A 23427-nucleotide genomic window follows, 5' to 3' on the forward strand; every position below is an offset into this window, starting at 1 on the left:
AAATATTGTGGTGAGGATGTATAATTCTTGCTGCTAGTTCTGCATGGCATCCCCCCTTACAAGCAGCGGGATTCTATAGAGTGAATTTACCTAATTGGTGTTGCAGTTCTTCTACAACATGATTAAGCTCGGCAACCGTATCGTTGATTTCTTGCATAATTTGCAGCTGCTCTTCGGTTGAAGCAAGTACAACACTTGCGTCATCGGAAGAGTACTTAGAAATGGCGTGCATTTCCTCAACGGATGCACTAACTTCTTCAGAGCCTGCTGACATTTGCTCTGAAGCTGCCGATACATCAAGAATGTGAGCAGCTACATCACGAGAAGTAGAAAGAATACTGTCAAAGATATCACGAACTTCCTCAATCAACTTCACGCCATCTTCTACGTCTTTATGACTGCTGTTCATCATGTTGACTGCATTTGCTGTGTCGTTCTGAATTTCTCCAATTAACTCCGCGATTTTTCCTGCTGATTCTTCAGATTGGTTCGCCAGCTTTTTCACCTCACCGGCTACTACTGCGAAGCCACGACCATGTTCACCCGCACGTGCTGCTTCAATGGAAGCATTAAGAGCAAGCAAATTGATCTGAGAGGTAAGCTGAGTGATCGTATCCAAAATGATTCCGATTTCTTTAGAGCGACCTTCTAAACGTTGGATAGCTGAAGATACCTTGGAAGTTGCATCGCCAATCTCACCCATTTGTGTAACAGCTTTTTCAACTACATTGGTTCCTTGTTCTGCATGCTGAGCTGCCTCCTGAGCCGCTTCAGATACACGAGAAGAGGTTTCCGCAATTTTAACAATACCAACCGCCATATCTGTCATGGATAGAGATACTTCCTGTGAACTGCTGGAAGCTGCATGAGAGCCTTTAGCAATCTGCTGTACCGATTCATTAATCCGGTGAACACTGTTGGTAGCGGTATCGAGCCCAGCAGATACCTCATTCGTAAAACGCAATACCTGCTCAGAGGAGAGGGATACACCCTGTACGAGATTCTTCAGATGAGAAACCGTCTGGTTGAAGTCACTAGATAGTCTGGCAATCTCATCCTTGCCCTTTACATGTACGGTTGCTGTCAGGTCTCCTTGTGCTACTACATTCACAGATTGGTTTAGACGATGAATCGGTTTAACCAGACGAATAGTAAAGAAGTAAATAAATGCACCACTTAAGAAAAGAACAACAGCTGAAATCATAATGAGTCGAAGAGAGAGCTGGTCCACTGGTGCATACAGCTCATCATAAGGTGCTGTAATGAATATTCCCCAGCCCAAGGAACTTGGTGCGTATGAGGTATACGTACTTACACCGTTTGCATCATACTGGGCAATCCCACGCTTATCAGAAAGAATGTCTTTAAAAGCCGTTTGTAAAGAAGGGATAGTAGAATCAGCAATTGATTCTTTCAAAATAAGCTCCTCTTGGGGATGCCAGATATATGTCCCTTTTTTCGAAACTAGGAAAGCCTTTCCGCTTGTACCGAACACTTTCTCGGAGACGGTTTTTTGTACCTCATTGATTGGTAGAGTTGTACCAATATGGCCGTATTGCTTGCCGTCTCTCATCAACGGATAGATGATGGTTACAATGTTATTACCAGTACGTTTAGATACAATAGGTTCGGATACGATGATTTTCCCTTCACCTTTACCAGATTCCTGGTAGTGAACCCGATCAGATACGTCGGTAACATCACCTTTAAAGTTGATAACATTCTTGTTGGTCAAATCATGAGAGAAAAAGAATGTTTCAAATTCAGGATTTTCTTTCTGAGCGCGTTGGATCAGTGCTAGGTCTTGTGCCCTGTTATCATCAGGGGACATCATTTGGCCATAGGCTTGGACAATGGAGATCTTTGATTTAAAGAAAGTATCGATCTCGCTGGATAAATTAATGGCGGATAGCTCTGATTCTCTATCAAGGCTATTACCTAATAGCTTGGAGGCACTCAGATAACTGGCTCCCCAAACTACTATAAGACTTACTGTGAGAATAATGGACATGACAACGATCAGCTTTCGTTTCAAACTACCTACCATTTTTCTTTGACTCCTTCCAACTTTGAAGATACTTTTTTCATAAATATTTTCTTACTTGAACATAAAGAAAAAAGCCTGCCAGCCGACAGTCTCTCTGTTGGTGGCAACCCGGCTATCATAGTTGTATAGACCTACAACCTTAGACCCGTGGCTTTGCGTCCTCACTTTTCAATGAGTTTGCCCTTGTCGCGTATGATTTTCTGCTACATGTGAAAAATTAAGCTAATTTATCAGTGTAAATCTGATATAAGTATAATTTTTTACCATATGATTGATTTTCAATAATGCGACACATAAACCTCTACATACATATTCGGCATAATAAGAAAAAACTTTACAGTACAAAAGTCCTAGTCATGGGAAATTTAGACTAAAAATAAATGATAAAACAACGAAAACGTTGTAGATAAGGTATTTTCAGAATGGAGGAAATTAAAATTAAAAATTAAATTTTTTCTTTTTTTGTCCTAAATTGGGTTGATATGCTCTTTTCAAGTTAGAAAAAAGGAGCGGGAATCATGCGTGTAAGGGAATACAGAATCAGTTATGTACGAGTGATTGCTATTCTTTTATTTGCTGTAGCGGTTGGTTGGGCTACTTATCAGGCTGTGAGACCAGATATGTTTACATATATCAACCTGAAGGAGAATGTTGTGCTGGATGCGGGAACAAGCATTGAAATAGAGGATGTAGAAATGGGAAGTGTAGCGCTTCATCGTAGTCTTTTTTCAGCGGAGGGATCGATTCCGGGATTTATTGCATGGGAGAATATCCAGGATGTGATTGGTTTGCCTGTAACGAGGCAACTGTCGGGCGGTATTCCATTATCAGAAGGGGATATCGCTATGTCTACTGATCAACAGGCAGTATTAGCTGATGACCCCAATCAGACAGCCATTAGCTTACCAGTCGATAACATTAGCGGTATTTCTGCGCATCTGCAGGTGGGTGATCGGGTACATTTATATGCTTCCTTTGAGGATGATGAGGGTGCTCATACCGGACTTCTTCTGCGAGCAATGCCTGTTGTATTTTTGCAACGAGGTTTGGATAGCGATGGACCTAGCTTAAAGGCAGTTACGATTTCCTTATCCCTCTATGAAGCTACTTTGCTTACCCATGCCCTTCACTACGGGAAGATTCACTTAGGAAAAGCAGCTTATTCCAATGATCAGAAGGTGGGGGTTGGAGATGTGGCATTTGCAGCTGCTCTCATGAAAACGAAAAAAAGATGGCAGGATGTAAAGGAGGAAGAATAGATGTCCGAGAGGCGGAAGAGGCTAGTAATCATTGATGAAAGAGATGAACTGATCTCGTTTTGCGTAGAACAATTTAGAAATAGCAGGTATGTTCAAGTGATTGCTGAGGTAAGGGAACATAGCTTGATTTTTACCACCATCCAACAACATAAGCCTGACTTGATTCTCCTTGGTTCCATCAGTGAAATGAATACGGTATTACTGGCGCAACAAATTCGCTTTTATTTTCCCATGAGTACGTGTATGGTGGTCTTTCCGTTGGAGGAAGCACATCTGGAGTCCTTTTTACGTCATATTGGTGTTTTTATTTTACAAAAAACAATATTGGTGCAAGCGATTGAAGCATTTGCCTTAACAGGTGAAAGTCCCAATCCTGCCATGCCCTATCCCCCATTTGCACACCCTGAGACAAATTCCTTTTCTGATCAATCTGCTAAAAGAATGGACACGCACCAGCAACATCTGTTAACCATATATGGACCAAAAGGAGGAGTAGGTAAAACTTTTCTATCTCGAGAGCTGGCAATTTATTACGCAGGTTTGCAGCGGGAGGGTAGAGCGTTGAAGGTTTTGGCTGTTGATTTTAACCTTGATCTAGGTACTTTTGCTACCACACTTAATCTACCTAGGACACCCAATATCTTTACCTGGGTTCAGCATATTGATCAGCAATTAAACACGATGATACAGCGTGATCGGAAGGATTCTGCCTATCTTTCGCATGAAGAATGGCAGGATTACGCAGGAAGGTATTTTTATAATTCTCAGGAGCTGGAACAATTTATTGTCACGCATCCAGAATCAGGATTGCATGTTTTAACTTCTCCGTGCGATATACGTAATAGTTTTGAAATTAAAGATTATCATCTCTATGTGATTTTAGAAACGATAAAAAGAAGTGATTATGATGTCGTACTAATCGATACCGCACCAGATACGACGGATGCAACGATTCAGGCCCTCTTTTTTGCGGAAAAAGTAGTGATGGTTGGTAGTCCTGTGGTAGATGCTATTGAAAATATTCATCGAGTATTGAAATTACTACGAGAAGCCGAATATCCGGAAGATAAAATCCAGATATGTATCAATCGTCTGCAAAAGCGAGAGATGTTCACCTTGGAGGAAATGAAAGCATATTTTCAAATCCACCCGAGCAAGACACTTTTAACCATACCTGATGACGAAGAGGTTAAACGATCAATTAATACCGGTGTTTCATTAAGAAGCTCTCCTTCACGTTCGCAGGCGAAGACAGCGATTGAGAAGATTGCTAACGTGCTTCTTCCCATTACCAAGGAGCCTGTAAAAGGAGCTACACTTTCTCGTTCTGAAAAGGGAAAGGGATTTTTTCAATGGTTCCAAAAGGGGTTGGGTAAATGAATTTCACTAGGATGTCTCTATTGGGAATGGAGCAGCAAAAACGACTTGGTATGTCTGAGCTTCGCAAACAGGCACAGGATTTTTCCGGACTTCATAAAAAAGTAGGACATGTCATTCAAGAGAATGCTTCCCGATATATAGGCAAAGAGAAATATCTAAACGGCGAACAGGAATCACATGTAAAGACTCAGTTGGTAGAGAAGCATGGGAAGAGGCTATGGGAGGAAAAGCATTCTCCTATGTATATCGAAGAACTTACACTAGAAATCAGATCTTTAGTAGAAAAACAAGCACCACTCCCTGCCCATCAACTAGATGTGGAGGTCCATCGAATTTTGAGGGAGATTATTGGTTGGGGATATCTTGATGAACTATTAGAAGATCCGGATATAACTGAGATTATTGTCCAAAAATTTGATGATGTACTCGTGGAGAAAAAAAGTACAGGAAAGCTGGAGCGATTAACAGAGAAGTACTTTTTTGATGATGAACAGCTTTTACGATTAATAGAGCAGATAGCAGCTACAATGGGCAGAGAATTTAACGAAACAAAAGCAGAGCTACATACTCAAATGCCTGATGGCTCAAGGCTGACGGCAACCCATAAATCAATTTCTCCAGATGGTCATATGTTAACTATTCGGAAACATCGTGATTTGCTGACGCAACAGGATTATTTACAATACGGTTCTATTTGTTCAACCATGCTTACGTTTATTCAATATGCGATTACGCATTCGAGGGCTTCTGGAATAGTTAGCGGGGGAACGGGGTCTGGGAAAACCCATTTGCTCAATCTGATCTCACAGTTTATCTCACCCACTTTAAGTGTGATTACAATCGAAGACGTTTTGGAATTAAAGCTACAACATCCTTATGTCAGACGATTACTGACCAAGCCAGCAAATCACGAAGGAAAAGGTGGCTTTTCTATCCGTGATTGTGTCCGGCTCTCCCTGCGCAAAAGACCAGATGTCATTATTGTGGGAGAAACTCGGGGAGGGGAAATAGTAGATATTTTATGGGCCATGAATACGGACCACCCAGGGAGTTGGAGCACTGCACACGCCAATTCTCCACGAGCTTTGCTTGATTCCACATTACCCATTCTGTTTGGAAAAGCTGACGAAGCGTATAGTTCAATGGAACGTAATCTTATGATCGGCTCGGCCCTTAATTTAATCATACAAGTAAAAAGATTCGATGAGGATGGGAGCAGAAAAGTAGTGGCCATCACAGAAGTTATTGGCACAGGAGAATCGCATGAAGACCGAATCAAGCGAATGTTAAGTGTAAAACAAGTTATACCTAATCGAGTATATCTACAAGACATTTTTGTCTACGAACAGCATGGATTTGAAAATGGAAAGGTTATAGGTCAATATCGATGGACTGGATATAAGCCAGAGGGATTAGTACGCAAGTGGAGATCAAAAGGAGTTAGCCAAGAGGAGATCGATCAGATATTTTTTACAACTCCAATAAAAATGTAGGGGGGAGATGATCTTGGAAGAGTGGATGTCACAATGTCTAACCATTCTGATCGTACTCTCTCTTCTTTTTATCCTCATGCCGACCAAGGTTCATAATAATGAGCAAGAAAGTCATCCACATTCTCATTTAAATCAATTAAAAAATAGCTGGTACATTCGTTTGGAAGATAGGCTCCAGCAGGCACAAACACAGCTTAGTACGGCCCAGTATCTGTTACTCTGCCTTGCCGCTGGAATGATGTTGTATATGATTACCGGTCATGTATTAGATTCCTGGCTGTTAGCTAGCCCCTTTTTATTTGCAGGAATACTTGTAGTAGAGCGCTGGTTGGGTGTAATAAGAAGCAAGCGAAAAGAGAGATTTGAGGAAGAGAATACAAAAGCGCTTCGGATTATGGCGAGTGCTCTACGTACCAACCCGTCGTATTTTCATGCATTTGAACAGGTAGCAATAAGTCCGTTGCTAGATAGGAATGTTACCAATCACTATCAACGAATGCTGGAATTGCTACGTGCTCAAGTAACGTTAGAGGAAGCGATGAATGAAATGTATCAACGTACTGGTTCAGCAGACGTGCAGTATTTAGCGACAATAGTTCAAGTGCAACGGGATCTGGGGGGAGATTTATCAAGGTCTCTGGATATAGCGGCAGCCACAATTATTCGAAGAAAACAGGTTAATCGTAGGAAGAAGGCGGCCATGTCTCAAATTCTGGCTCAGGTCAATATTCTTTCGCTGATGCCGTTTGTTTTTGTTGGTGTGCTATATATTCAGAACCCTCAGCATTTCTTGCCACTAACAGAGACTTTGAGTGGTAGGGTAAGTATTTTACTATGTTTTCTATGCATTGTAGGCGGTGGAGAATGTATACGATATTTGGGCTTACGATCGAGTGGAAAAGGTGGTGAGGAGTGATGGCGATTCTTTCGGCTTGCATGATCGTGCTTTTAATCGTAGTTGCTCTGATACCGTATGTAAAAGTAGCCAATGTAGAAACCCGAATCATTTTACAAGAGCGTGTAGATAGTCAGTTGGAGGCGTCTAACACACCTAAATGGAGTGAAAATATGCGGGTGAATCAGGCTATTAGATGGCTATCATTACCGGAAAAAACAGATCAAATAGCAAGAAGAGTTGGCTTTGATAGTAAAGATGTAAGTAAAAAGCTATCTAGACTACGGTGGAAAAATACCACAGAGGAATGGCTTCTTTTTAAAATCAGCGGAGCTTGTCTGTTATGTGTTTCTTTGCTGATTGCAGCAATTGATTATGCTACTGGTATTCCGCTGAGTACAATCAAAAAAATGTTCGTGGGAGTAGCGGTCCTTTCTTATTTTGCACCTAATCTAATTCTTAATTGGTATGACCAACGTGCGAAGGAAGAGATGGAAAGACAAATCCCGTTATTTTTCAGTATCGTAATGGCGTTAGTCAATGCTGGAATGCCAATACATACGGCTATGCGCAAATCAGCTACACGTTTCCCCAAAAGGTTAGGACAAGAAATTGCCTGGTTAGAAATAGAGGAAAAGCAGTATGGGAATTGGCGTAAAGCATTGGAGGCTCTTGCTCTAAAGTGGGAGCTTAATTCGTTTATCTCTATTGTGACAGATATTCAGGAGGCGTTAACAAAAGGGGTAAGTATAGGGGGAATGTTGCAGGTACATGTAGAGGAGCAGCTTCGCAGACAGGAGGATGAAATAACAGAGCAGGTTAATCGTATGAGCGTTCGTTTGTTACCCATGGTGATTTTATTTATGGGGGTTCCACTAATGTACCTGGTGCTGGCTCCCTCCTTTATGGGAATTCAGCAGAATTTGTAAATATATTTGCACGAGCTCTCTTTCTTTTGTGAAAGTAGAAAGTAAGAAGGAGGCTGAGTGAGATGAATCTGGTTTTGAATTATGCACAGCGGTTTTGGAAGGAAGAGGATGGGGTCACCATTGTGGAAATGGTCATTATTGTAGCAGTAATTCTGGTGTTCCTGATTCCTACTTTAGTTGAATTACGTACAACGGAAGACGAAAAATTAAAGGAACTACAGGAACAGCTTAGCAAATGAGTAGTGTTTTATTAGGAATTCTTATTGTACTGGCTTGTTATGATTTGAAAAGTCGCCGTTTACCCAACCATCTTTTATTTCCAACTATCATTGTTGGTGTATTCGTACAGGTTATATCAGCTGATTGGTTGAGTGCGGTAGCTGGGATGGGTACAGCATTTTTACTAACCTTATTTCCTGTTCTGCTTAGAGGGATGGGGATGGGTGATCAAAAATTGCTCATGATAGTAGGGGCATGGACCTCTCCGGTTGAGACTTATCAAATCTTTTTTTATTCCATTCTGATAAGTGCTGGTTCTATACTCTTATTTCCTTACCGATGGAGCATGGTATATCATCATCTGATGGGAACGGCTGGAGCTTGGCACGCACATCGAAGAATTTGGCTACCCAAAGTAAAAGACTCTGCGCTCTCTATGCCTTATGCTGTATGCTTACTTCTTGCTTATTTTGTGCATGGTGGATTGCTGCGTTATGAGTAAGAGAAGACCATATCTCTCCTATGTTCGAAATCAGAGGGGAAGCCAGATCATCGAATATATATTGGTATTCCCGTTGATCTGGTTTTTGTTCGTCTTTGGCTGTGATCAGTTTAGTATCATGTATCAGAAACAAAAAGCACTCGCAGCTGCTTATCAGGCAGGAAGATTCGCCAGTGTTCAGCCTAATTTTGGTTTGGCACAGTATATTGCTAAAAAACAAGCCAAAAAAGAATTGAAGAAAGCGCTCTATTATTATGAGCAGGGTATTGAGCTAAGAGTAGGCGGTAGCTGGAGCAAGGGTAATCATCTTGAGACTGAGGTTACCTTAACTTTTCCATTACTAGCTTCAGGCACTACATACACGGTGGCGGAATCCTACTACATGATGATAGAGAACGCGGAGGATGCGGAGGATGAGAGATGAGAAAGAAAGGAGTGTGGTTTCGAATACTTTTAGAAGAGCGAGGGACAATTTTACCCCTCTCGCTCTTTTTTCTTATCATTCTAAGTCTATTACTATCTATGGTGCTGCTTGTAGAACAGGCTGACCTCGTTCAAATGAAAACGCAACAAACCGCGGACCTAATTGTAAAAGGTGCTAGAACGGCAGGGCAGTGGATTGAATATGATAAGGGATCAGGGAGAACAAAGACCTATCTATTCGCTACGACAGAAGAAGCATTGCGACATAAAGCAAAAATTATTCGTGGAGCCAGAGAAGAAGCAGAGATTTTATATAAACTTAATGCCCCCGAGCTACAAGCGAAAAGTAAAGAAGTAAGCATTATTCATCAGAAGGGAGAACAAAAATCTCTATATACGCAGGGCATATATCATGTAGCTATTCATGTTGAAAAAAAGCTGTACATGCTTTTTGATGACTTTGACTTTACTTTCTTTCGAACCGCACAAGCAGAAATAAAAAAGGTGAAAAACTAACATTATTTTACAAACTTATTATTTTTGTCCTACTTTGGCGTGATAGTTTTAGAAAAAATTGGGTCCAAAGTAAGGAGTGTTCCGCATGCCTTCTTCTATTATCGAAAAATATAAAAGAATTTTGGAGGGTACTCAAAAACGCTTTTCACCTTACGAGTTTGAAGATATTCAGTACCGAAAGAAAAAAATTCAATTAGTCATCCGTTTTGTGGTTGAGCAAGTAAAAAATTGGACACCTGAACAAGCCAGAAAAGAGCTATCAAGTAGTGATATTCGAATATTAAAACTACACCTAATAACAGAATTTATTGAGCCACCGATAGAAGCAAAACCAACAGATGTTTACTATATCATTGACTATGCCTATCCATTTTTACCTCGTTTGACTGAAAAGGAAAAGGTGCTTTGGGTGTATGAGGAGGTCCTTCAAGGAAAGCGTCGTCATTTTCCACTTCACTATTTTCAAAGTTTGTTAGGAGAAGAACGGGCAAAAGTCTGTTTTACATATATGTGCGAAGAACTTTTAAAGATAAAAAGTGTATATGAACTGCCCAAAATTTTCTCCAGGACAGACCAAGCGTACCAGACTTTACGTACCTATAAGCTAAAGATTTTAGTGGATACTCTCTATTTTTCCCCATTTGACCTAGTAACTGAGATTTATCCTGAATTAGCTGAACCGAGGTTGTGGAGTGAATCGGGCGCTATTCCCCATATGGAAAAGTTTTAAAAAATATTTGCAGACTCCCACTGTCTTTTTTTACGGTAAGAATAGTTTCATGAGCTTATAAGCATATGAAACGGCCGTACTCTGTTGTGAGGAGGGTTGCTATGGCAACGGTACATGCTTACGTTACAAATGCTCTGACAGTGGACAGCTTGATCGGAATTGCGGTCCGCTATCAAAAGCACAAACCGGGTAACAAGCTTCTGTTGGAAGCAATGCCCAAGGGTACTTTTCGAATTCAATCAGTTCGACAGTTCGGAGAGTATTTATTAATTAATGACGGTGAGATTATGTTGGAGGGTGCTCCCACCGTCGGGATGCGCAATGGAAGGATCGCTCTTCTGTTGCCAACCGGGGAAGAATTATATCTGTTGATTCAGTAACGTTCTTCCCACTTACCGCCTCTATATATTGATAGAGGCGGTAATAAATTCGACAAATTAATATTGACGTAATTCTTATTATCAGACAAAATATATCCAAATATTCCAACGTTTAGGAGGTATTGAATATGTTAGCTACAAATTCATTTGAATTAGTGGAACGTTGCTATGGTCAAATTTGCGATCTGATGGAAATGGAGGAAATGAAACTCAAGTTTATTGACTATGTATTTTCTGACTATCAAGATGAAGTGCTGAAAAAGTATGATGTCGATTTTTTCTTTGAGCATCTTAATAGACTTCAATTAATTCAATGCAGAAAAGATTTTGACCTAGCAGTAGAGGCTTGGTACGAAAAAAAGTCTATTAAACCAACAAAAAATAACGGATTTCACTCGAAACTATTTGCACTAGTTAAAAGGACCATTGGAATGTATCAGGCAAAGGATAAACATGAGTTGGTGAAATACGTTACGCAAGTACTTACTTCTAATGAGTTCATGGCTAAATGGCAGGAAAATGGACAAAAATCTAAAGCGATGTACTTTCAATATTTGGATCGATTAGGAGTTAGGAGTTATCAAGACATAGAATCATTGGTAGAAGTGTGGTTGATAGAGAACCCCCAAGCTTTTGATGAATATCGCCAGCAATACTATAAAAATCCTGCAAGACGTGGAAGACCTAACAATGTTGAGTTATCTAGACTTTTAGATCAAATCTTGCAAGTAAAGCCGGATCTGTCACATAAGGAGAAAGAGCGACTAAGAAAAATATATTACTATCATCGACATCAGATGGGAATTGAAGAGATGGTAGGGAAATTCCTGAAATATTTGGAAGCCAGGGATAAGGAAAGTAGGCAGGTAGATGGAGAAAAAATAAAAATGGAAGATTTCTTTCCTCTTAACAAGCATGAATCATAAAGTAACAGATTTTATCAGAACTTTTAGACATGTAGAACATATGCAATATAGTACCACTGTAGAAGAACAAGAACAATGGCAGCAGTTAAAACAAAAATTGGTACAACCTTCTATCGGAATAGAGCCTGAACAAGCTTCCAAAGTCATTATTATTATTAATTTATATCATTCAGCAGGTGCTAGTTTTATAGCGTCTAATTATGCCTGGCTGGAAAGTCAAAAAAAATTAACTACCTTATGTGAACATCCTCTGTACCCATCCTATTATTATTTTGCACTAGACATTGAAAATAGAAAGTACCGAACAGAATCTACCTCACACGAGATTTTCTCTTCAACAAAGACAGCAGTCATAGAAGAAGGAAGACTGCTCATCCCTGTTACTCACTTACCTGACAAGCTTCGTCTTAACAAATCACATGCAGAATTATTATCTTGGTTTTTCACTTGGCAAAAACAATCAACTCTATTGGTACTTGATCTCTCATCAAATTGGAAGGAGGAGGGGATGGAATTAATTTTACAGTGGGCTGATGAAGTTTGGATTGTTCTCGATACCAACTTTCCGCGTTTAGCCCAGCTTATGGCTACTGAAGCCCCGCCTCCTTTTTGGCAGAAGATCCAGCATAAAAGTAAATATGTCATCAATCGTTGGAATACATATTTTGATACCAAAAAGATGCGTAATAAAGTCTTAGGTACATTATCGCTTTGGAATAATGGTAATGATCGGGATCTATACCTAATTTTCATTCAGCAGGTATGTGCCGAGCATCTTGGACGCTCACAGTTAGAAGGAAAAATTTATTGTGAAGCATTTCCACAAAATAGCGAAGTGTTCGAACCACTAATGGGATAGGGAGAGGAGTTATGAAGAAAAAAACCTTACTGATAATTTGCCTGTTATCATTACTGCTAGCTGTAGGCAGTTTTTATGCAGCAACGAAATACATTGATCAATTAGTACACGAAACGATGTTTGCTCCAGTTGTAAAAGTGGCTTCAGGTAAACAAATTCAACCTTTTCAACCCATTACTCGTGCTGACTTAGTCGTTGATCATGAAGAAATGGACGAAATTATTCCAGGTTCTTTTGCAAAAATTGAAGATGTAATAGGAAAACAGAGCATGCAGACCATTTTTGGTGGGGAACAGCTTATTGAGGAGAAGCTGAGAGAAGGATACTTATTGCCACAACGCGGAGAAGCACGATATGAAATACCAGTTACTAACCTAATGCCCCTTACAGAGCTGCGTAAAGGGGATCACGTGAAGGTATGGATTAAATACAAACAAGCTAGCGAAATAGAAACCTTGCCAGCACCGTCCCATTTTAAAATGCAAAACACTTCAGCTGATTTGTTATTCGAAAGTCAGCTTGTCACAGTCAAAGATAACAATGGATTTGAGATTTATTCGATTCAACCTCAGATACTGCCTGATGCAGGTAATATGACAAAAACCTTTTTTGAAGCCTCAAAGTCTACACCACTTAATGAAGTAGAGAAACGCTACTATGATTATCGAGCACAACCCTCTGCTATAGCTTCCTTCGTTGGCTTTAACCTTACGGACCAGGAGTATGTGATATTGGCTGAGGCAATGCAATATGGAATCATCCAAATTGGACTTGGCTTAGGAGAGGAGGGAAACGGATTTTGAGAGGTGTTGTATGTTATCCCATTAAATCATTGGTGCGGTATTTTGTGCCCGAGCAATATGAATATGTTTGTGTAAAAAATGATGTTGATTTGATTGAGACGATACATGAATATCAACCAGATTTTTGTATGTTTTTTTCAGAATCGTTTACTAGTCCTGTTTGGGAGTGGTTACCATCCTTAGTGCAAAAGCTTCCAACTGATATACCTATTATTTTGGTTCCTTTTCATAGAGATCAATCTTTGATCGAAGAGATTGTCAGGGTAAAAAAGATAACCAACATATATGTTCTCTCGCCTGGATTAACACATCAACAAATTAAAACAGAGTTACTACGAATTCATGATACGAAAAAATCTATCGGAACTGATCAGGAGATCATGAATAGTAGAGAAAATCGTATTTATTCTTTAATGAGTCCGGGCGGGGCAGGCTTAACCAACTTTTGTATTAATTACCCTCTTTTCCTTGCAAGACAAAACAGACATCTCCTTATAGGTGTTGTCGATATGAATCTCTATAAACCAGATTTAAGTTTATTTTTTCATTTGAACGGTTACGAGATTGCCCGCTATCGACCCGATTTAAATGGATTGGATTCTAGTAATAAAGAGGGCCGTGACTTGAAACAATGGCTACAAATATTCGCTCGAAGTGAGTATGAGCCTAATGTTTACTATTCTAGTGCAGCTGCTCAATTTAGTTCGCAAGAGATATCGTCGTTATTTTTTATCCTGAGTAAAATCTTTGATGTGGTTTTAATTGACTGGGGGAATCCCATGATACAAATGGAAGCGGCTAAACAAGGAGTTCTTTTGTCAAATAAAACAATATTCTTCTCACGTCCAGAATTATTTAGCTTGAAAAATGTAGACAGGATAGTAAAAACACTGGATTTACCAGATGAAAAAGTTGGTTTGATGGTATCACCTTATCATGAAGCTGAGATGAGCAAAGTATCTATGAAAGACTTGGCCGGCATAAAAGTGGAGGGGACATTACCCCGCATCGAATCATCACGTATCCATCAAGCCTTTCAAAATGGAAGTATCCTGATTAATGAAATGTTTCCTCCGAAAGCTTATCTGCAAAGCTTTAAAAAGTGTTCAATAGGCACAAATTTGAACCTGAGCGGAGTGATAGCAAGATGAGATCCGAGGCAAATAAATGGAGAACAGAGCACATCAAATCAATTAACGATATCAAGCAGGCTGCCCGGGATTATCTTAATCATTATGGGACATCAAAAGAAGAACGATTAGAAATGCAAAAAACCTTGATGTTAGTGGAACAAGGTGACAGGGACAGCCAACGACAGATCATTGTTAGATTAAGACATTATTTTGAGGAAATACTGCGTAGGCCGCTTCACGAAGAAATCTTACCATATTGTAATCCATATGAAGGTCTGGTTTTTGCTACGTATGGTTGGGGAATTCTTGACGTCGTTTTACACCTTTCTCCTTTGATAGAGGAAGTGAGAATAACTGCAGATAAACCCGTAGCGTATTTAGAAGCGGGGGTTAAGCGAGTAATATCTTATATTCCTACCTGGGATGAAGTACAGATCCTGCAACAGAAGCTAACCAATGCCTCCGGGCTGTTATTCCATGAAAAGAAGCCTAGGTTAAGCGGGTATGTAGAAAAAATAAAAGCTAGATTAACGATGTTTACTTATCCGTATACGAGAAAACCAACCATCATTTTGCGTAAGTTTACTACAACAACTTTTTCACTAGACGATTTGCGGTTACAGAGAAGGCCTACATTTGATCTCAAAGTCCAAGCTTTATTGGAGCAGCAGGTTTACGGGCGAGCAAATGTCTTAGTAATTGGTCCTATGGCAGCGGGTAAAACTACGTTGCTCATATCTATGCTAAAACTTAAAAATCCAGCAAACGAGTACATTACTATCTATGAAAGCGAGCATGAAATGAGGTTTGCAGATATTTGGCCTGGAGAAGTAATTGAATTACAAAATGTAGAGGAGATTGGGATCAGTCTAGAAAGTTGTTTTAAAGACATTTATCGTACAACAGCCAATACCGTATTAATCGGGGAAATTCGAGAACCGCTTGAAGCATATCATTTCGTAAACGCAGGAATTAGAGGGACGGACGCCACAATTGCAGCATTGCACGAAAGATTTCCTGAAAAAGCATTAAATGATTTAACAGATCTTGTGTATCAGTATGGAGGAAGAAGTATAGAGCTTACACAAGAGAGAATTAGTAGAGCTGTTAACTTCATCAATTCCCTTACATACCGAAATAATGGACATCGGTATATTGATGCAATATACACTAGCCATTGGAATGATGTAATGAAACGTGTGGAGGCTATCCCTCTTGTTATTTATAATCGGGTCACCAATCAGTACGAGTGGACCGGACAAAAAATCAGTGCTGAGTTAGTTGAATATATGTGCTATATGGGACAAGCCAATTCTGATGTTCTTCAGGAACTGGGGGTAATAGAAAAGGGGCGAATGATATGAGTATGACGAGTCATCTTATATTGCTTCCGATGAGCATATGTTTATTTGTAGCATTTTGGTCTTTAGGAGTTTATATCTATCGAAACAGGCGAAGTAAGAGGATTCTTTATCCTAAGAGCTTATGGAATTTAAGAGAAAAGCTGTTAGGTGATAAGAGTACACGGTATGTGTATTCTAGGCTGGTAATTTGGTGTGATGTGGTATCGAGTAAACTATTCCCTGAGGTAATATTACTTATCTCGTTATGTGGTGCTGTTACAGGTTTTATAATCGGACTACTTGCAAAAAATATAGTCGTTTCTCTATCGTTGTTTATCTTGTTTCTACTGGTGCCAGGGCTTATTCTGTACGCTATATATACGGTAAAAGTGAATCGTATGATTAAATCCTTTTCTGTGTTTGTTGATCTGTATACCAGATATTACAGTACACATAAAAATATTACTCTCGCTTTCCGTGAAATGATAGATGAATGCCCCAAGGAGCTGAAAAATGAATTACTTCTTCTTACCAATACATTAACTGATGGGAGTAATGTAATAAAGAAGATGGAGGATTTTGCTGAGAGGTGCAATCATTCTTGGGCTGCAGATTTTTCCACCTACATTATTAGTGGGTTAGAAGGAGAGACAGAAGATATACAAACCTCCCTGAACCGCCTGACTAATGAAATGTTTATTCAGCAGGATGAATGGAGTGAAAAGCGGAGTGAGATACATGCAATATGGATAAGCTTGCTAGTTGTTATCCTCATATGCATTTGTCTTATTCCCTATAATCAGATGTTGCTAGAGGATTCGTATCGATTGTATTTCTTTACTGCGGATGGTCAGGCATTATTGTCTATTGCTGCAACAACATGGTGTTTTTCAATACTATTGGCATTTATTTGGGGAAGGAGGAGTGGGTCTTGATGGGGAGCCTTTCAAATTTACTATTACTAGGTAGTGCATTGCTGATTTTTATCTCTTTTCTCTTTTTCTTGTTATTTCTTACTCAAGCGATGTATAAGAAACCAGCTTTTCTATCAAGGAGTCTATGGAAATATTGGAGAGATTCAGTTGAACGAGAAGAGGATGACCATTGGAAGTATTTATTGCAAAAGGCTGGGTATCCATTGAAGTGGGGGAAAGCAGAGTGGGTTGCAATTCAGTGTTTTTGTGGTTTGGCAGTTTTTACTCTGCTATCGATGGGGAGGTTGGCATTTGGGGTTGAATCAATTTCATTTTTGGTAATATGTCTCGTCTCGTGTGTCGGATTTTTCATTCCATTATTCATTCTGAAATGGTGGGCTAATTATAGAGAAGACATGTTAAGCGTTGATATAGCCAGATTTACCAATCGTTTTATAGCTTTGCTGGAGAATAATGTGCCTACGTATTCTGCTATGGTAAAAGCTGCCCGCCCCACGAGACAACTCAAGCATTACATTCCAACCCTCCCAGAATGGAATAAAGATAAAATAGCGGCACTAGAGCGGTTGAAAAGAGAGTTAGGTGTAGAAGATGCCATTATCCTTGTATCTAATATGAGGACATTGGAACAAATGCCTGTCTCCCTTTCGACGAATACAATGCTTAGATTGGAATCATCCGTTGATAATCGTAGACTGTTTCGTCATCGCAAAAAAATAAAATCATTAGGGATGGCTTACAGTTTAACCGTTTATCCGGCATTTTATATTGGGTTAATTGTTGCAATGTTCCCTTGGTATAAGGTTTTGGGAGAAATACTACACAAATATCTAATTTAAAGGGTGGGGGAGATGAGCAAGTTATTTGCTATATTGAGTTGTATCGTTTTTACCATTGGTATTGTTGTTTCTACGATGAGCACCTTAAACGAGGCAATTGTTAAAGAGAATGGGTTACAAGACAAAACAGTTCATTGGATTCAACAGGCATTGCCTGAGGAGTTACCAGTAAAAGAATAAGCTTTTTAGAATTGATTACATTCAACAGTTTTACATAATTTCAAACAAGAAACGAAAAATGAGAGGGGTCTTACACATGAGTAAAATGTTCTTCATATTTCTTGCCTGCGTAATGGTATTGGGAATTGGTGTTTCATCCTACGGAAATGAATTAAGTCCTTCCGCAACAAATGCAGCAGAAAGAATAGATGACTCTGTATCATCTCTGAATTATGATACGGGAAATCAGATCATCAAATTCCAAATGCAAAATGGAAGTTCATACTCTTCTTCCTCCAGGTAAGATATGACTCATTTGTTATCAGCCTTGATCATTATGGTAATGACTGCAATGGTTTGTGCATCTTTATGGAGCATGGAGCCGGCCAAGACCGTATCAGATTACCAGCATCAGCGAATTCAAAAGGCAACAGTACATACCTTTCGTTAAGCGGGAGGCACTCTTTTTATGAATAAATTAAAAGTATTTCTTCTGTGCCTAGTTGCCATACTTCTATTGTTTTCTATAACAGCATGTATACAAATGTATACGATGGAGCGTGCATTAGCTCGGGGTATATTTTCAGATGTTCTCGATGATATGAAAGATATTGGTTACCTCGATCAAGAGTTAGAAAAGTATTATCATGACAAAATGGACCAATATGGCTGGAAGACTATCAATGGCGACTTTTTCCAAGGCACTTGGCCACGTGATGCTAATCTGAGGTCACACAAAGAACGAAGTGAGCTAATTCATCTAACATTGCGGATTCAACCTTCGAGAATATCTAGATGGATTCATACTTTTACAAAAGGGGAAGCGGAGTTTATTTTTTCAGCGAAACAGCCGTCTGAATATTTCGATTCTAGGTGGTAACCATGAATAAAATATTATCTATATTGATATTGCTTGTAATTACTTTGCCTTTAACAGCATCCGTTCTCTTTATTGGTCCCGACAGCATGATGACGGTAAGTATCAACTTTTTTTCCCGATTGTTAGAGATAGCCACTTCTTTTGGGGTGAAGTAAATGGGTCAATTAATAACTACCATCATGTCTTTGCTATTGTTAGTGATTGTACAAGTAGGTGTTGTTCAGTTTCATTTAATTTCTCAAATAAAAAATGAGTTGCTAGATATCAGTTTTGCAACCGCCACATTTATTAGCAATCGTGGAGGAATAAGTGAAGCAGATGTATCTCAAGCAGCTAGAGATTTCGTTAAAGAGGAGTTAAAAATAAAAAGTTATCAGCTAGACGAAAAAGATCTTACTATGGGAATATCGCGGACCTTTGCTCAAGAGCCAGTGTTATGGAGTCACGCTGATCAATTTGAATTATCAATGAGAGTGCCTGTCCCATTTATAACCAGAGTTTTTGGTAGGGATAGTGATCAAATCTATGTAACAAGGAACGGTACGATTAACGTAATGGATTACGACTTATAAGGGGGGAGACTTACGGGAATAAAATTGCTGACGATTGGTGCCCTTCTTCTTTTCCTCCTTTTTGGTCTAGTTGTTGCTGATACCGACTTAATTATGCAAAAGAAACAAGAGATAAAAACATTGTTAGAAATGGCAAACCATGACGCTTCTTTTGCGATAAATGAGGCGCTGAAAACTGAGGGAGTCATTGATTTGATAGAGGAAGAGGCAACGGCTCGCTTTACCGATAATGTAATGAAGAACGGGGATTATGAAGTTAATCAAGATAAGATGATTCCAAATAAAAGCAGTGTTACGGACTGGAGTGTTCATTTACAAACCCAGTATATTGATTTTCTTAACTGGAGGAAGCCACACAAATTTGAATATGAGTATCGAGATGATAGATTGACCTTGCAACAAATGATAGTTGATCCTCATGATGATTCGGCAGGTGGGCAAATCCGGGTTTCCATTCAAGATGAACAGGGGAGAATACTCCAAACTCCGCCAAAACGTATGGCTGGTCCTTCGCGTATCGTAGTGGGCTATGTTAATGAGCCTTCTTTATTACCATTCAGTACCTCCCATCAGTTTCCTGTGGTTAGTGTAGAAGAGTTGAAGTGGTAATTAGCCACTAACTATCTATCCGATCAAAAATCAGCACTGATTTCACGAAAAAAAGAGCCGTATCATGTCAAAAGCGGCTCTTTTACTTCTTACTTATTGATAGTTTATCGTTCACTTCATCATCGGCAAGATGCTTACCCTACCACCATCACTACCTTCTAATGCTACTACAACGGGTCCAAAAAAGGGTTCCTATCAGGTTCAACTTTCTCAATACTTTTATATACCAGGGTTGCTTGTTTTACAAAAGGATCTTTTTCCATACTTTGTTCTGGTAAGAACCAGATCTCCAAATTATATATCTCGTTGATCGGATAGCGGAGCACCTTTTTTGATTCAACGGTCCACTGTAATTCAGTCTTTCCCATTACCTTTTCAATATCAGATAAACGTGCGTTTTGTAGACGAGCTTCGTACGTAGTGATGCGGCGTAAGAAACCATTTTTGTCATAGCCAAACGTTAGTCCTCTATCATGATAATGCCTATATATAATCCCAAAGTCGGTTATCTCCTCTGCATCAGGCTTACCTATCTGATCTTCAATGAACGGACGAGTATCTTTACCTGCGATAAACGGCGTTCCGATCATATCGCCTTTGCTGATAACCTGCTTAAATGACTCCAAGTAATTCTGTTGCTCTTGCCACTCTTTTTTATCTGCACTTTTCGGAGCCTTACTCACAGTCACACGATCAATCTTTGCTTCGGTGGTATTCTCGTTTTTAGTTGGTGGGGTAACGAAAACCTTCAGCTGGTACTGATCGTTTACCTGATAGATATAGACAGTTTGATTGGTGTGTTTTTGCTCAAGTAGTGGATCTCCCCATTCTTTTAGCAAATCTGATACTGATGTAGCCTGGATGCTGGTATCCTTAGAGCTTATTTCACGCAACACTTGATCGGGTCCAAATTGAAAGGAAATTCGCTTTTCGGTATAGATTGCGTAGTGTAGACCAGCAGCCTCAAATTGTAAGTCGGGTGTACCGCATGATGTAAGTACCTCATTGAGTGTGGTCTCACCAACAATAAAATTGGCATTGATTATTTTGCCAAATGCGGCTTGATTCTTCACTCGTTTCAATACGGGGTCTTTCACTTCACCAGCGGGGTGGGTGTCTGGAGAAGGCGATAGAGCTCCGGTCATCTCTGTACCAGATTTTTCTATTAGCAATGAGCTGTCCCAAGGACTAATCAAGAGAAAAGTACCCAGAGCAAGCGTCCCTGCTACGACTATTTTTCCTGCCCAGTTCCACTTAGCAGGGTGCTGTTTACGCTTTTCCCACTTTTTTTCTTCATCAAGAATAGTTGTAAGCATCTCTGTTTTTAGCTGGGGGTCCATTTTTACATCAGGTAGTTCACTTAAATTTTTTTCGATGCTTTTATACAGATCAGATGACATGGTTCATCATCCCCTTTGTCTCTTTCTTTTCATTACATTTTTGTTGGAGGGCTTTGATTGCTCGATGCATGGTGGTGCTAACCTTGCTTTCACTCCACCCGAGAATACTAGCAGTTTCAGTTAGAGATAAGCCCTTGATACTGCGTAGAATGATTACTTCCCGATAAGCTGGTTTTAATTGACTTACTGCTTGATATACCAACCTTTTTTCTTCATTTTCCCCGATGATTTCTTCTGGAGTAGGTCCTGTTTCACGCACATGTAACAGCCAATTATCAGGGAGCCAGTTTAGCAGACGTTTTTTCCTGCTATGATCAATAGCGGTATTACGTGCAATGGTTAGTAACCATGTTTTAGGTTGGGACCTACCTTGGAAATTATCATAGCTCTTGATTGCCTTGATGAAGACATCTTGAACGAGATCCTCCACGTCACGCTGTCCCGTGTAATACACCAGGAATTTATAAATGTCATCGCTGTAACGCATAAACCATTCTTCAATGTTTTCGCGTCTGCTCATCCGTTATGTGACACCCTCTCTTAGTCATGCTAACCAATTAGACGTACTATCTCGCTCGAGCTTACACTTTTTATACAATAATTTATCCACTCCACATTTTGAACGAGATTTCACGAAAATGAGAAATAAAAATGCATACCGTATAGGTGTGTGCGAATTTCTACAATAAGTCACCAAAATTTCACCCGCGCCCAATATGAAACTTTTTAGCCAAGCATCCAGTCTTATTTAGTGGAACAAGATTGCAAAAAATCTTTCAAAACCTGCTTGTACTTCTAAAAAAGTGTGCATACTATGTAATGGAAGCAAATAGTTTGGTGCTTTGCGCCTGATGCAATTGATTCGATAGAAGTTATATATGGTTAATAAGTAATAGCTACAAAAGACCAATTTTTGTTAATGAAATTAAAAATTAAGCAGAGATTTCTATGGACTTTCAAAAGTGTGAATGGTAACTATATGTAAAAAGTTCTAGTAGATTCGAAAAATATGTTCACCTTTTGCTTCCTATTCTGATAACATAAAGGTTATAGAAGTAGAACCACTTTGACAACAGGAGTTAACTGAATATTTCTATTTCCGATGAAGTGAGGGTTGCACATGACTATGAGTCACACCTCTTTCCAAGATTGTGCCCGACGGTGGCGAGAAGTTGAGAAGCAATTGGGGATTGTTGTCCCCAAATCTTTAAAAACGGACACTTCTGCATTGTTGTTTCTGGAAGACGTTGCTGCTACACCCATGTTGGATAAAGATGAGGAATTTGAATACCTTGTTCGCTATCAGCGCGATGGAGATCTTGAAGCTCGCGAGATTTTAGTACGCTCATATCTTCGGTACGTTGTGAACACTGCACTTCGTCATCTGAAAAAAGGAATGCCGTTTCTTGACCTGATTCAAGAAGGAACGATAGGTTTATTCACTGCAATTGAAAAGTTCGATATTACCAGAGGCGTCCGTTTATATCACTACTCGCATTGGTGGATATCTCAAGCCATTACGCGAGCAATTAGTGATAAGGGTCGTCTTATTCGTATACCAGTACACATGCATGAACAAATTCGTTTATATCAAAAGAAAGTCATGCAACTAGCTCATCTGTTAAATCGCAATCCTGATCGACAGGAAATTGCTGATTATTTAAAAATCCCACTGGAAAAAGTGGAATCGATTGAGTATGCGTTGCTGATTAAAATGGAATCGTTTGATGAACACCCAGATGAAGAAGTTCAATGGGAAGAGGACGAAGAATTACTAAGTTATGCAGAGATTGTTGATGATGGAGAGTCATCTCTTGATGATTGGATTGAGAGAGTTGACCTGCGCGACCAGGTATTTGATGCATTAAGTGCTTTGAATCCAAGATCTCAAGAAATTATTGCTATGCGATTTGGTTTGTATGATGATCAGGTGTATACGCTAGAAGAAGTGGGCAAAATTTTCGGGCTTACCCGGGAACGTATTCGCCAGATAGAGGCAACTACCATTGAGCGACTTCGTAAACAAAAGAGTTCTCGAAGCCTGATGGAGTACCTATCTTAAACTCGATGATGACAAGCCTAGATAATCTTATAACCAGGAGCCAGGCATGGAAGAGCATGTTTGTTGCTCCTTTTTGTTATCTATAATTGAAGGAAAATTCAGTTAACTTATTGTCTAAATTTAAAAACGTTCGT

General features: G+C 39.6%; 28 protein-coding genes and 1 riboswitch. Of the genes, 25 read left to right on the forward strand and 3 right to left on the reverse strand.

From position 1 onward, the window contains the following. Nucleotides 1-73: 73 nt before the first annotated feature. Complete coding sequence (locus LM917_RS17940) at nt 74-2047, reverse strand: methyl-accepting chemotaxis protein (RefSeq protein ID WP_232699057.1); 1974 nt, start codon at nt 2045-2047, stop codon at nt 74-76. A 99-nt stretch (nt 2048-2146) separates the two neighbouring features. Next, a riboswitch (cyclic di-GMP riboswitch) is annotated at nt 2147-2239 on the reverse strand. A gap of 326 nt (nt 2240-2565) precedes the next feature. Between LM917_RS17940 and LM917_RS17945 the strand changes: the two genes are divergently transcribed. The 24 genes from LM917_RS17945 to LM917_RS18060 all read left to right on the forward strand — a co-directional run bounded on the left by LM917_RS17945 (nt 2566) and on the right by LM917_RS18060 (nt 19831). After that, the gene (locus LM917_RS17945) at nt 2566-3306 is read left to right on the forward strand and encodes a CpaB family protein (RefSeq protein WP_232699059.1); all 741 of its coding nucleotides are present in this window, start codon (nt 2566-2568) and stop codon (nt 3304-3306) included. Then, nucleotides 3307-4686, forward strand: a complete 1380-nt coding sequence (locus tag LM917_RS17950; RefSeq protein WP_232699060.1) for a CpaE/TadZ family protein — start codon at nt 3307-3309, stop codon at nt 4684-4686. Further along, nucleotides 4683-6179, forward strand: coding sequence for a TadA family conjugal transfer-associated ATPase (locus LM917_RS17955; RefSeq protein WP_232699061.1), 1497 nt, complete (start codon nt 4683-4685; stop codon nt 6177-6179). Before LM917_RS17950 ends, LM917_RS17955 begins: the two co-directional genes overlap by 4 nt. Before the next feature lie 7 nt (nt 6180-6186). Beyond that, a complete protein-coding gene (locus LM917_RS17960) occupies nt 6187-7095 on the forward strand; it encodes a type II secretion system F family protein (protein ID WP_232699062.1) in 909 nt (302 codons plus the stop codon). Further along, a complete protein-coding gene (locus LM917_RS17965; protein WP_232699063.1) occupies nt 7095-8003 on the forward strand; it encodes a type II secretion system F family protein in 909 nt (302 codons plus the stop codon). The genes LM917_RS17960 and LM917_RS17965 overlap by 1 nt, the downstream gene beginning before the upstream one ends. A 62-nt stretch (nt 8004-8065) precedes the next feature. Then, the gene (locus tag LM917_RS17970) at nt 8066-8242 is read left to right on the forward strand and encodes a Flp family type IVb pilin (protein WP_232699064.1); all 177 of its coding nucleotides are present in this window, start codon (nt 8066-8068) and stop codon (nt 8240-8242) included. Next, a complete protein-coding gene (locus LM917_RS17975; protein ID WP_232699065.1) occupies nt 8239-8724 on the forward strand; it encodes an A24 family peptidase in 486 nt (161 codons plus the stop codon). The genes LM917_RS17970 and LM917_RS17975 overlap by 4 nt, the downstream gene beginning before the upstream one ends. After that, nucleotides 8717-9148, forward strand: coding sequence for a TadE/TadG family type IV pilus assembly protein (locus tag LM917_RS17980; protein ID WP_232699066.1), 432 nt, complete (start codon nt 8717-8719; stop codon nt 9146-9148). Before LM917_RS17975 ends, LM917_RS17980 begins: the two co-directional genes overlap by 8 nt. Further along, the gene (locus LM917_RS17985; RefSeq protein WP_232699067.1) at nt 9145-9663 is read left to right on the forward strand and encodes a hypothetical protein; all 519 of its coding nucleotides are present in this window, start codon (nt 9145-9147) and stop codon (nt 9661-9663) included. The genes LM917_RS17980 and LM917_RS17985 overlap by 4 nt, the downstream gene beginning before the upstream one ends. An 85-nt stretch (nt 9664-9748) precedes the next feature. Continuing rightward, nucleotides 9749-10393 carry a DUF4046 domain-containing protein gene (locus tag LM917_RS17990; protein WP_232699069.1) on the forward strand — a complete coding sequence of 215 codons (645 nt, stop codon included), beginning with the start codon at nt 9749-9751 and terminating at the stop codon, nt 10391-10393. 101 nt (nt 10394-10494) lie between these two features. After that, the gene (locus tag LM917_RS17995) at nt 10495-10773 is read left to right on the forward strand and encodes a hypothetical protein (RefSeq protein ID WP_232699071.1); all 279 of its coding nucleotides are present in this window, start codon (nt 10495-10497) and stop codon (nt 10771-10773) included. A 128-nt stretch (nt 10774-10901) separates the two neighbouring features. Further along, nucleotides 10902-11699 (forward strand): hypothetical protein, encoded by a 798-nt coding sequence (locus tag LM917_RS18000; protein WP_232699073.1) that lies wholly within the window; start codon nt 10902-10904, stop codon nt 11697-11699. A 40-nt stretch (nt 11700-11739) separates the two neighbouring features. After that, on the forward strand, nt 11740-12558 hold the full coding sequence (locus tag LM917_RS18005) for a hypothetical protein (protein ID WP_232699074.1): 819 nt from the start codon (nt 11740-11742) through the stop codon (nt 12556-12558). An 11-nt stretch (nt 12559-12569) separates the two neighbouring features. Continuing rightward, nucleotides 12570-13361 carry a CpaB family protein gene (locus LM917_RS18010; protein WP_232699075.1) on the forward strand — a complete coding sequence of 264 codons (792 nt, stop codon included), beginning with the start codon at nt 12570-12572 and terminating at the stop codon, nt 13359-13361. Beyond that, nucleotides 13358-14512 (forward strand): hypothetical protein, encoded by a 1155-nt coding sequence (locus tag LM917_RS18015; protein ID WP_232699076.1) that lies wholly within the window; start codon nt 13358-13360, stop codon nt 14510-14512. The genes LM917_RS18010 and LM917_RS18015 overlap by 4 nt, the downstream gene beginning before the upstream one ends. Further along, on the forward strand, nt 14509-15858 hold the full coding sequence (locus LM917_RS18020) for an ATPase, T2SS/T4P/T4SS family (RefSeq protein WP_232699077.1): 1350 nt from the start codon (nt 14509-14511) through the stop codon (nt 15856-15858). The genes LM917_RS18015 and LM917_RS18020 overlap by 4 nt, the downstream gene beginning before the upstream one ends. A gap of 167 nt (nt 15859-16025) precedes the next feature. Then, a complete protein-coding gene (locus LM917_RS18025; RefSeq protein ID WP_232699078.1) occupies nt 16026-16772 on the forward strand; it encodes a hypothetical protein in 747 nt (248 codons plus the stop codon). Beyond that, entirely contained in the window at nt 16772-17611 is an 840-nt protein-coding gene (locus LM917_RS18030) for a hypothetical protein (RefSeq protein WP_232699079.1), read from the forward strand. Before LM917_RS18025 ends, LM917_RS18030 begins: the two co-directional genes overlap by 1 nt. Nucleotides 17612-17623: 12 nt before the next feature. Then, a complete protein-coding gene (locus LM917_RS18035; protein WP_232699080.1) occupies nt 17624-17791 on the forward strand; it encodes a hypothetical protein in 168 nt (55 codons plus the stop codon). Nucleotides 17792-17867: 76 nt separating this feature from the next. Further along, nucleotides 17868-18074, forward strand: coding sequence for a hypothetical protein (locus tag LM917_RS18040; protein ID WP_232699081.1), 207 nt, complete (start codon nt 17868-17870; stop codon nt 18072-18074). A 165-nt stretch (nt 18075-18239) separates the two neighbouring features. Further along, complete coding sequence (locus LM917_RS18045) at nt 18240-18650, forward strand: hypothetical protein (protein ID WP_232699083.1); 411 nt, start codon at nt 18240-18242, stop codon at nt 18648-18650. A 2-nt stretch (nt 18651-18652) separates the two neighbouring features. Next, nucleotides 18653-18805 carry a hypothetical protein gene (locus LM917_RS18050; RefSeq protein WP_232699084.1) on the forward strand — a complete coding sequence of 51 codons (153 nt, stop codon included), beginning with the start codon at nt 18653-18655 and terminating at the stop codon, nt 18803-18805. Further along, nucleotides 18806-19222: a hypothetical protein gene (locus tag LM917_RS18055; protein ID WP_232699085.1), complete on the forward strand. Its 417-nt coding sequence runs from the start codon at nt 18806-18808 to the stop codon at nt 19220-19222. A 24-nt stretch (nt 19223-19246) separates the two neighbouring features. Continuing rightward, nucleotides 19247-19831 carry a hypothetical protein gene (locus LM917_RS18060; RefSeq protein ID WP_232699086.1) on the forward strand — a complete coding sequence of 195 codons (585 nt, stop codon included), beginning with the start codon at nt 19247-19249 and terminating at the stop codon, nt 19829-19831. Between the two features lie 167 nt (nt 19832-19998). Here LM917_RS18060 and LM917_RS18065 read toward each other — a convergent pair whose 3' ends face one another. Together LM917_RS18065 and LM917_RS18070 are read right to left on the reverse strand one after the other, a co-directional pair. Continuing rightward, on the reverse strand, nt 19999-21231 hold the full coding sequence (locus LM917_RS18065; RefSeq protein WP_232699087.1) for a DUF4309 domain-containing protein: 1233 nt from the start codon (nt 21229-21231) through the stop codon (nt 19999-20001). Next, nucleotides 21221-21751 (reverse strand): RNA polymerase sigma factor, encoded by a 531-nt coding sequence (locus LM917_RS18070; protein WP_232699088.1) that lies wholly within the window; start codon nt 21749-21751, stop codon nt 21221-21223. The genes LM917_RS18065 and LM917_RS18070 overlap by 11 nt, the downstream gene beginning before the upstream one ends. Before the next feature lie 600 nt (nt 21752-22351). Here LM917_RS18070 and LM917_RS18075 point away from each other — a divergent pair. Next, nucleotides 22352-23293: a sigma-70 family RNA polymerase sigma factor gene (locus LM917_RS18075; protein ID WP_232699089.1), complete on the forward strand. Its 942-nt coding sequence runs from the start codon at nt 22352-22354 to the stop codon at nt 23291-23293. The last annotated feature ends 134 nt before the right edge of the window (nt 23294-23427 follow it).

This window comes from Brevibacillus daliensis (genome assembly GCF_021245735.1).
Lineage (GTDB): Bacteria > Bacillota > Bacilli > Brevibacillales > Brevibacillaceae > Brevibacillus_B > Brevibacillus_B daliensis.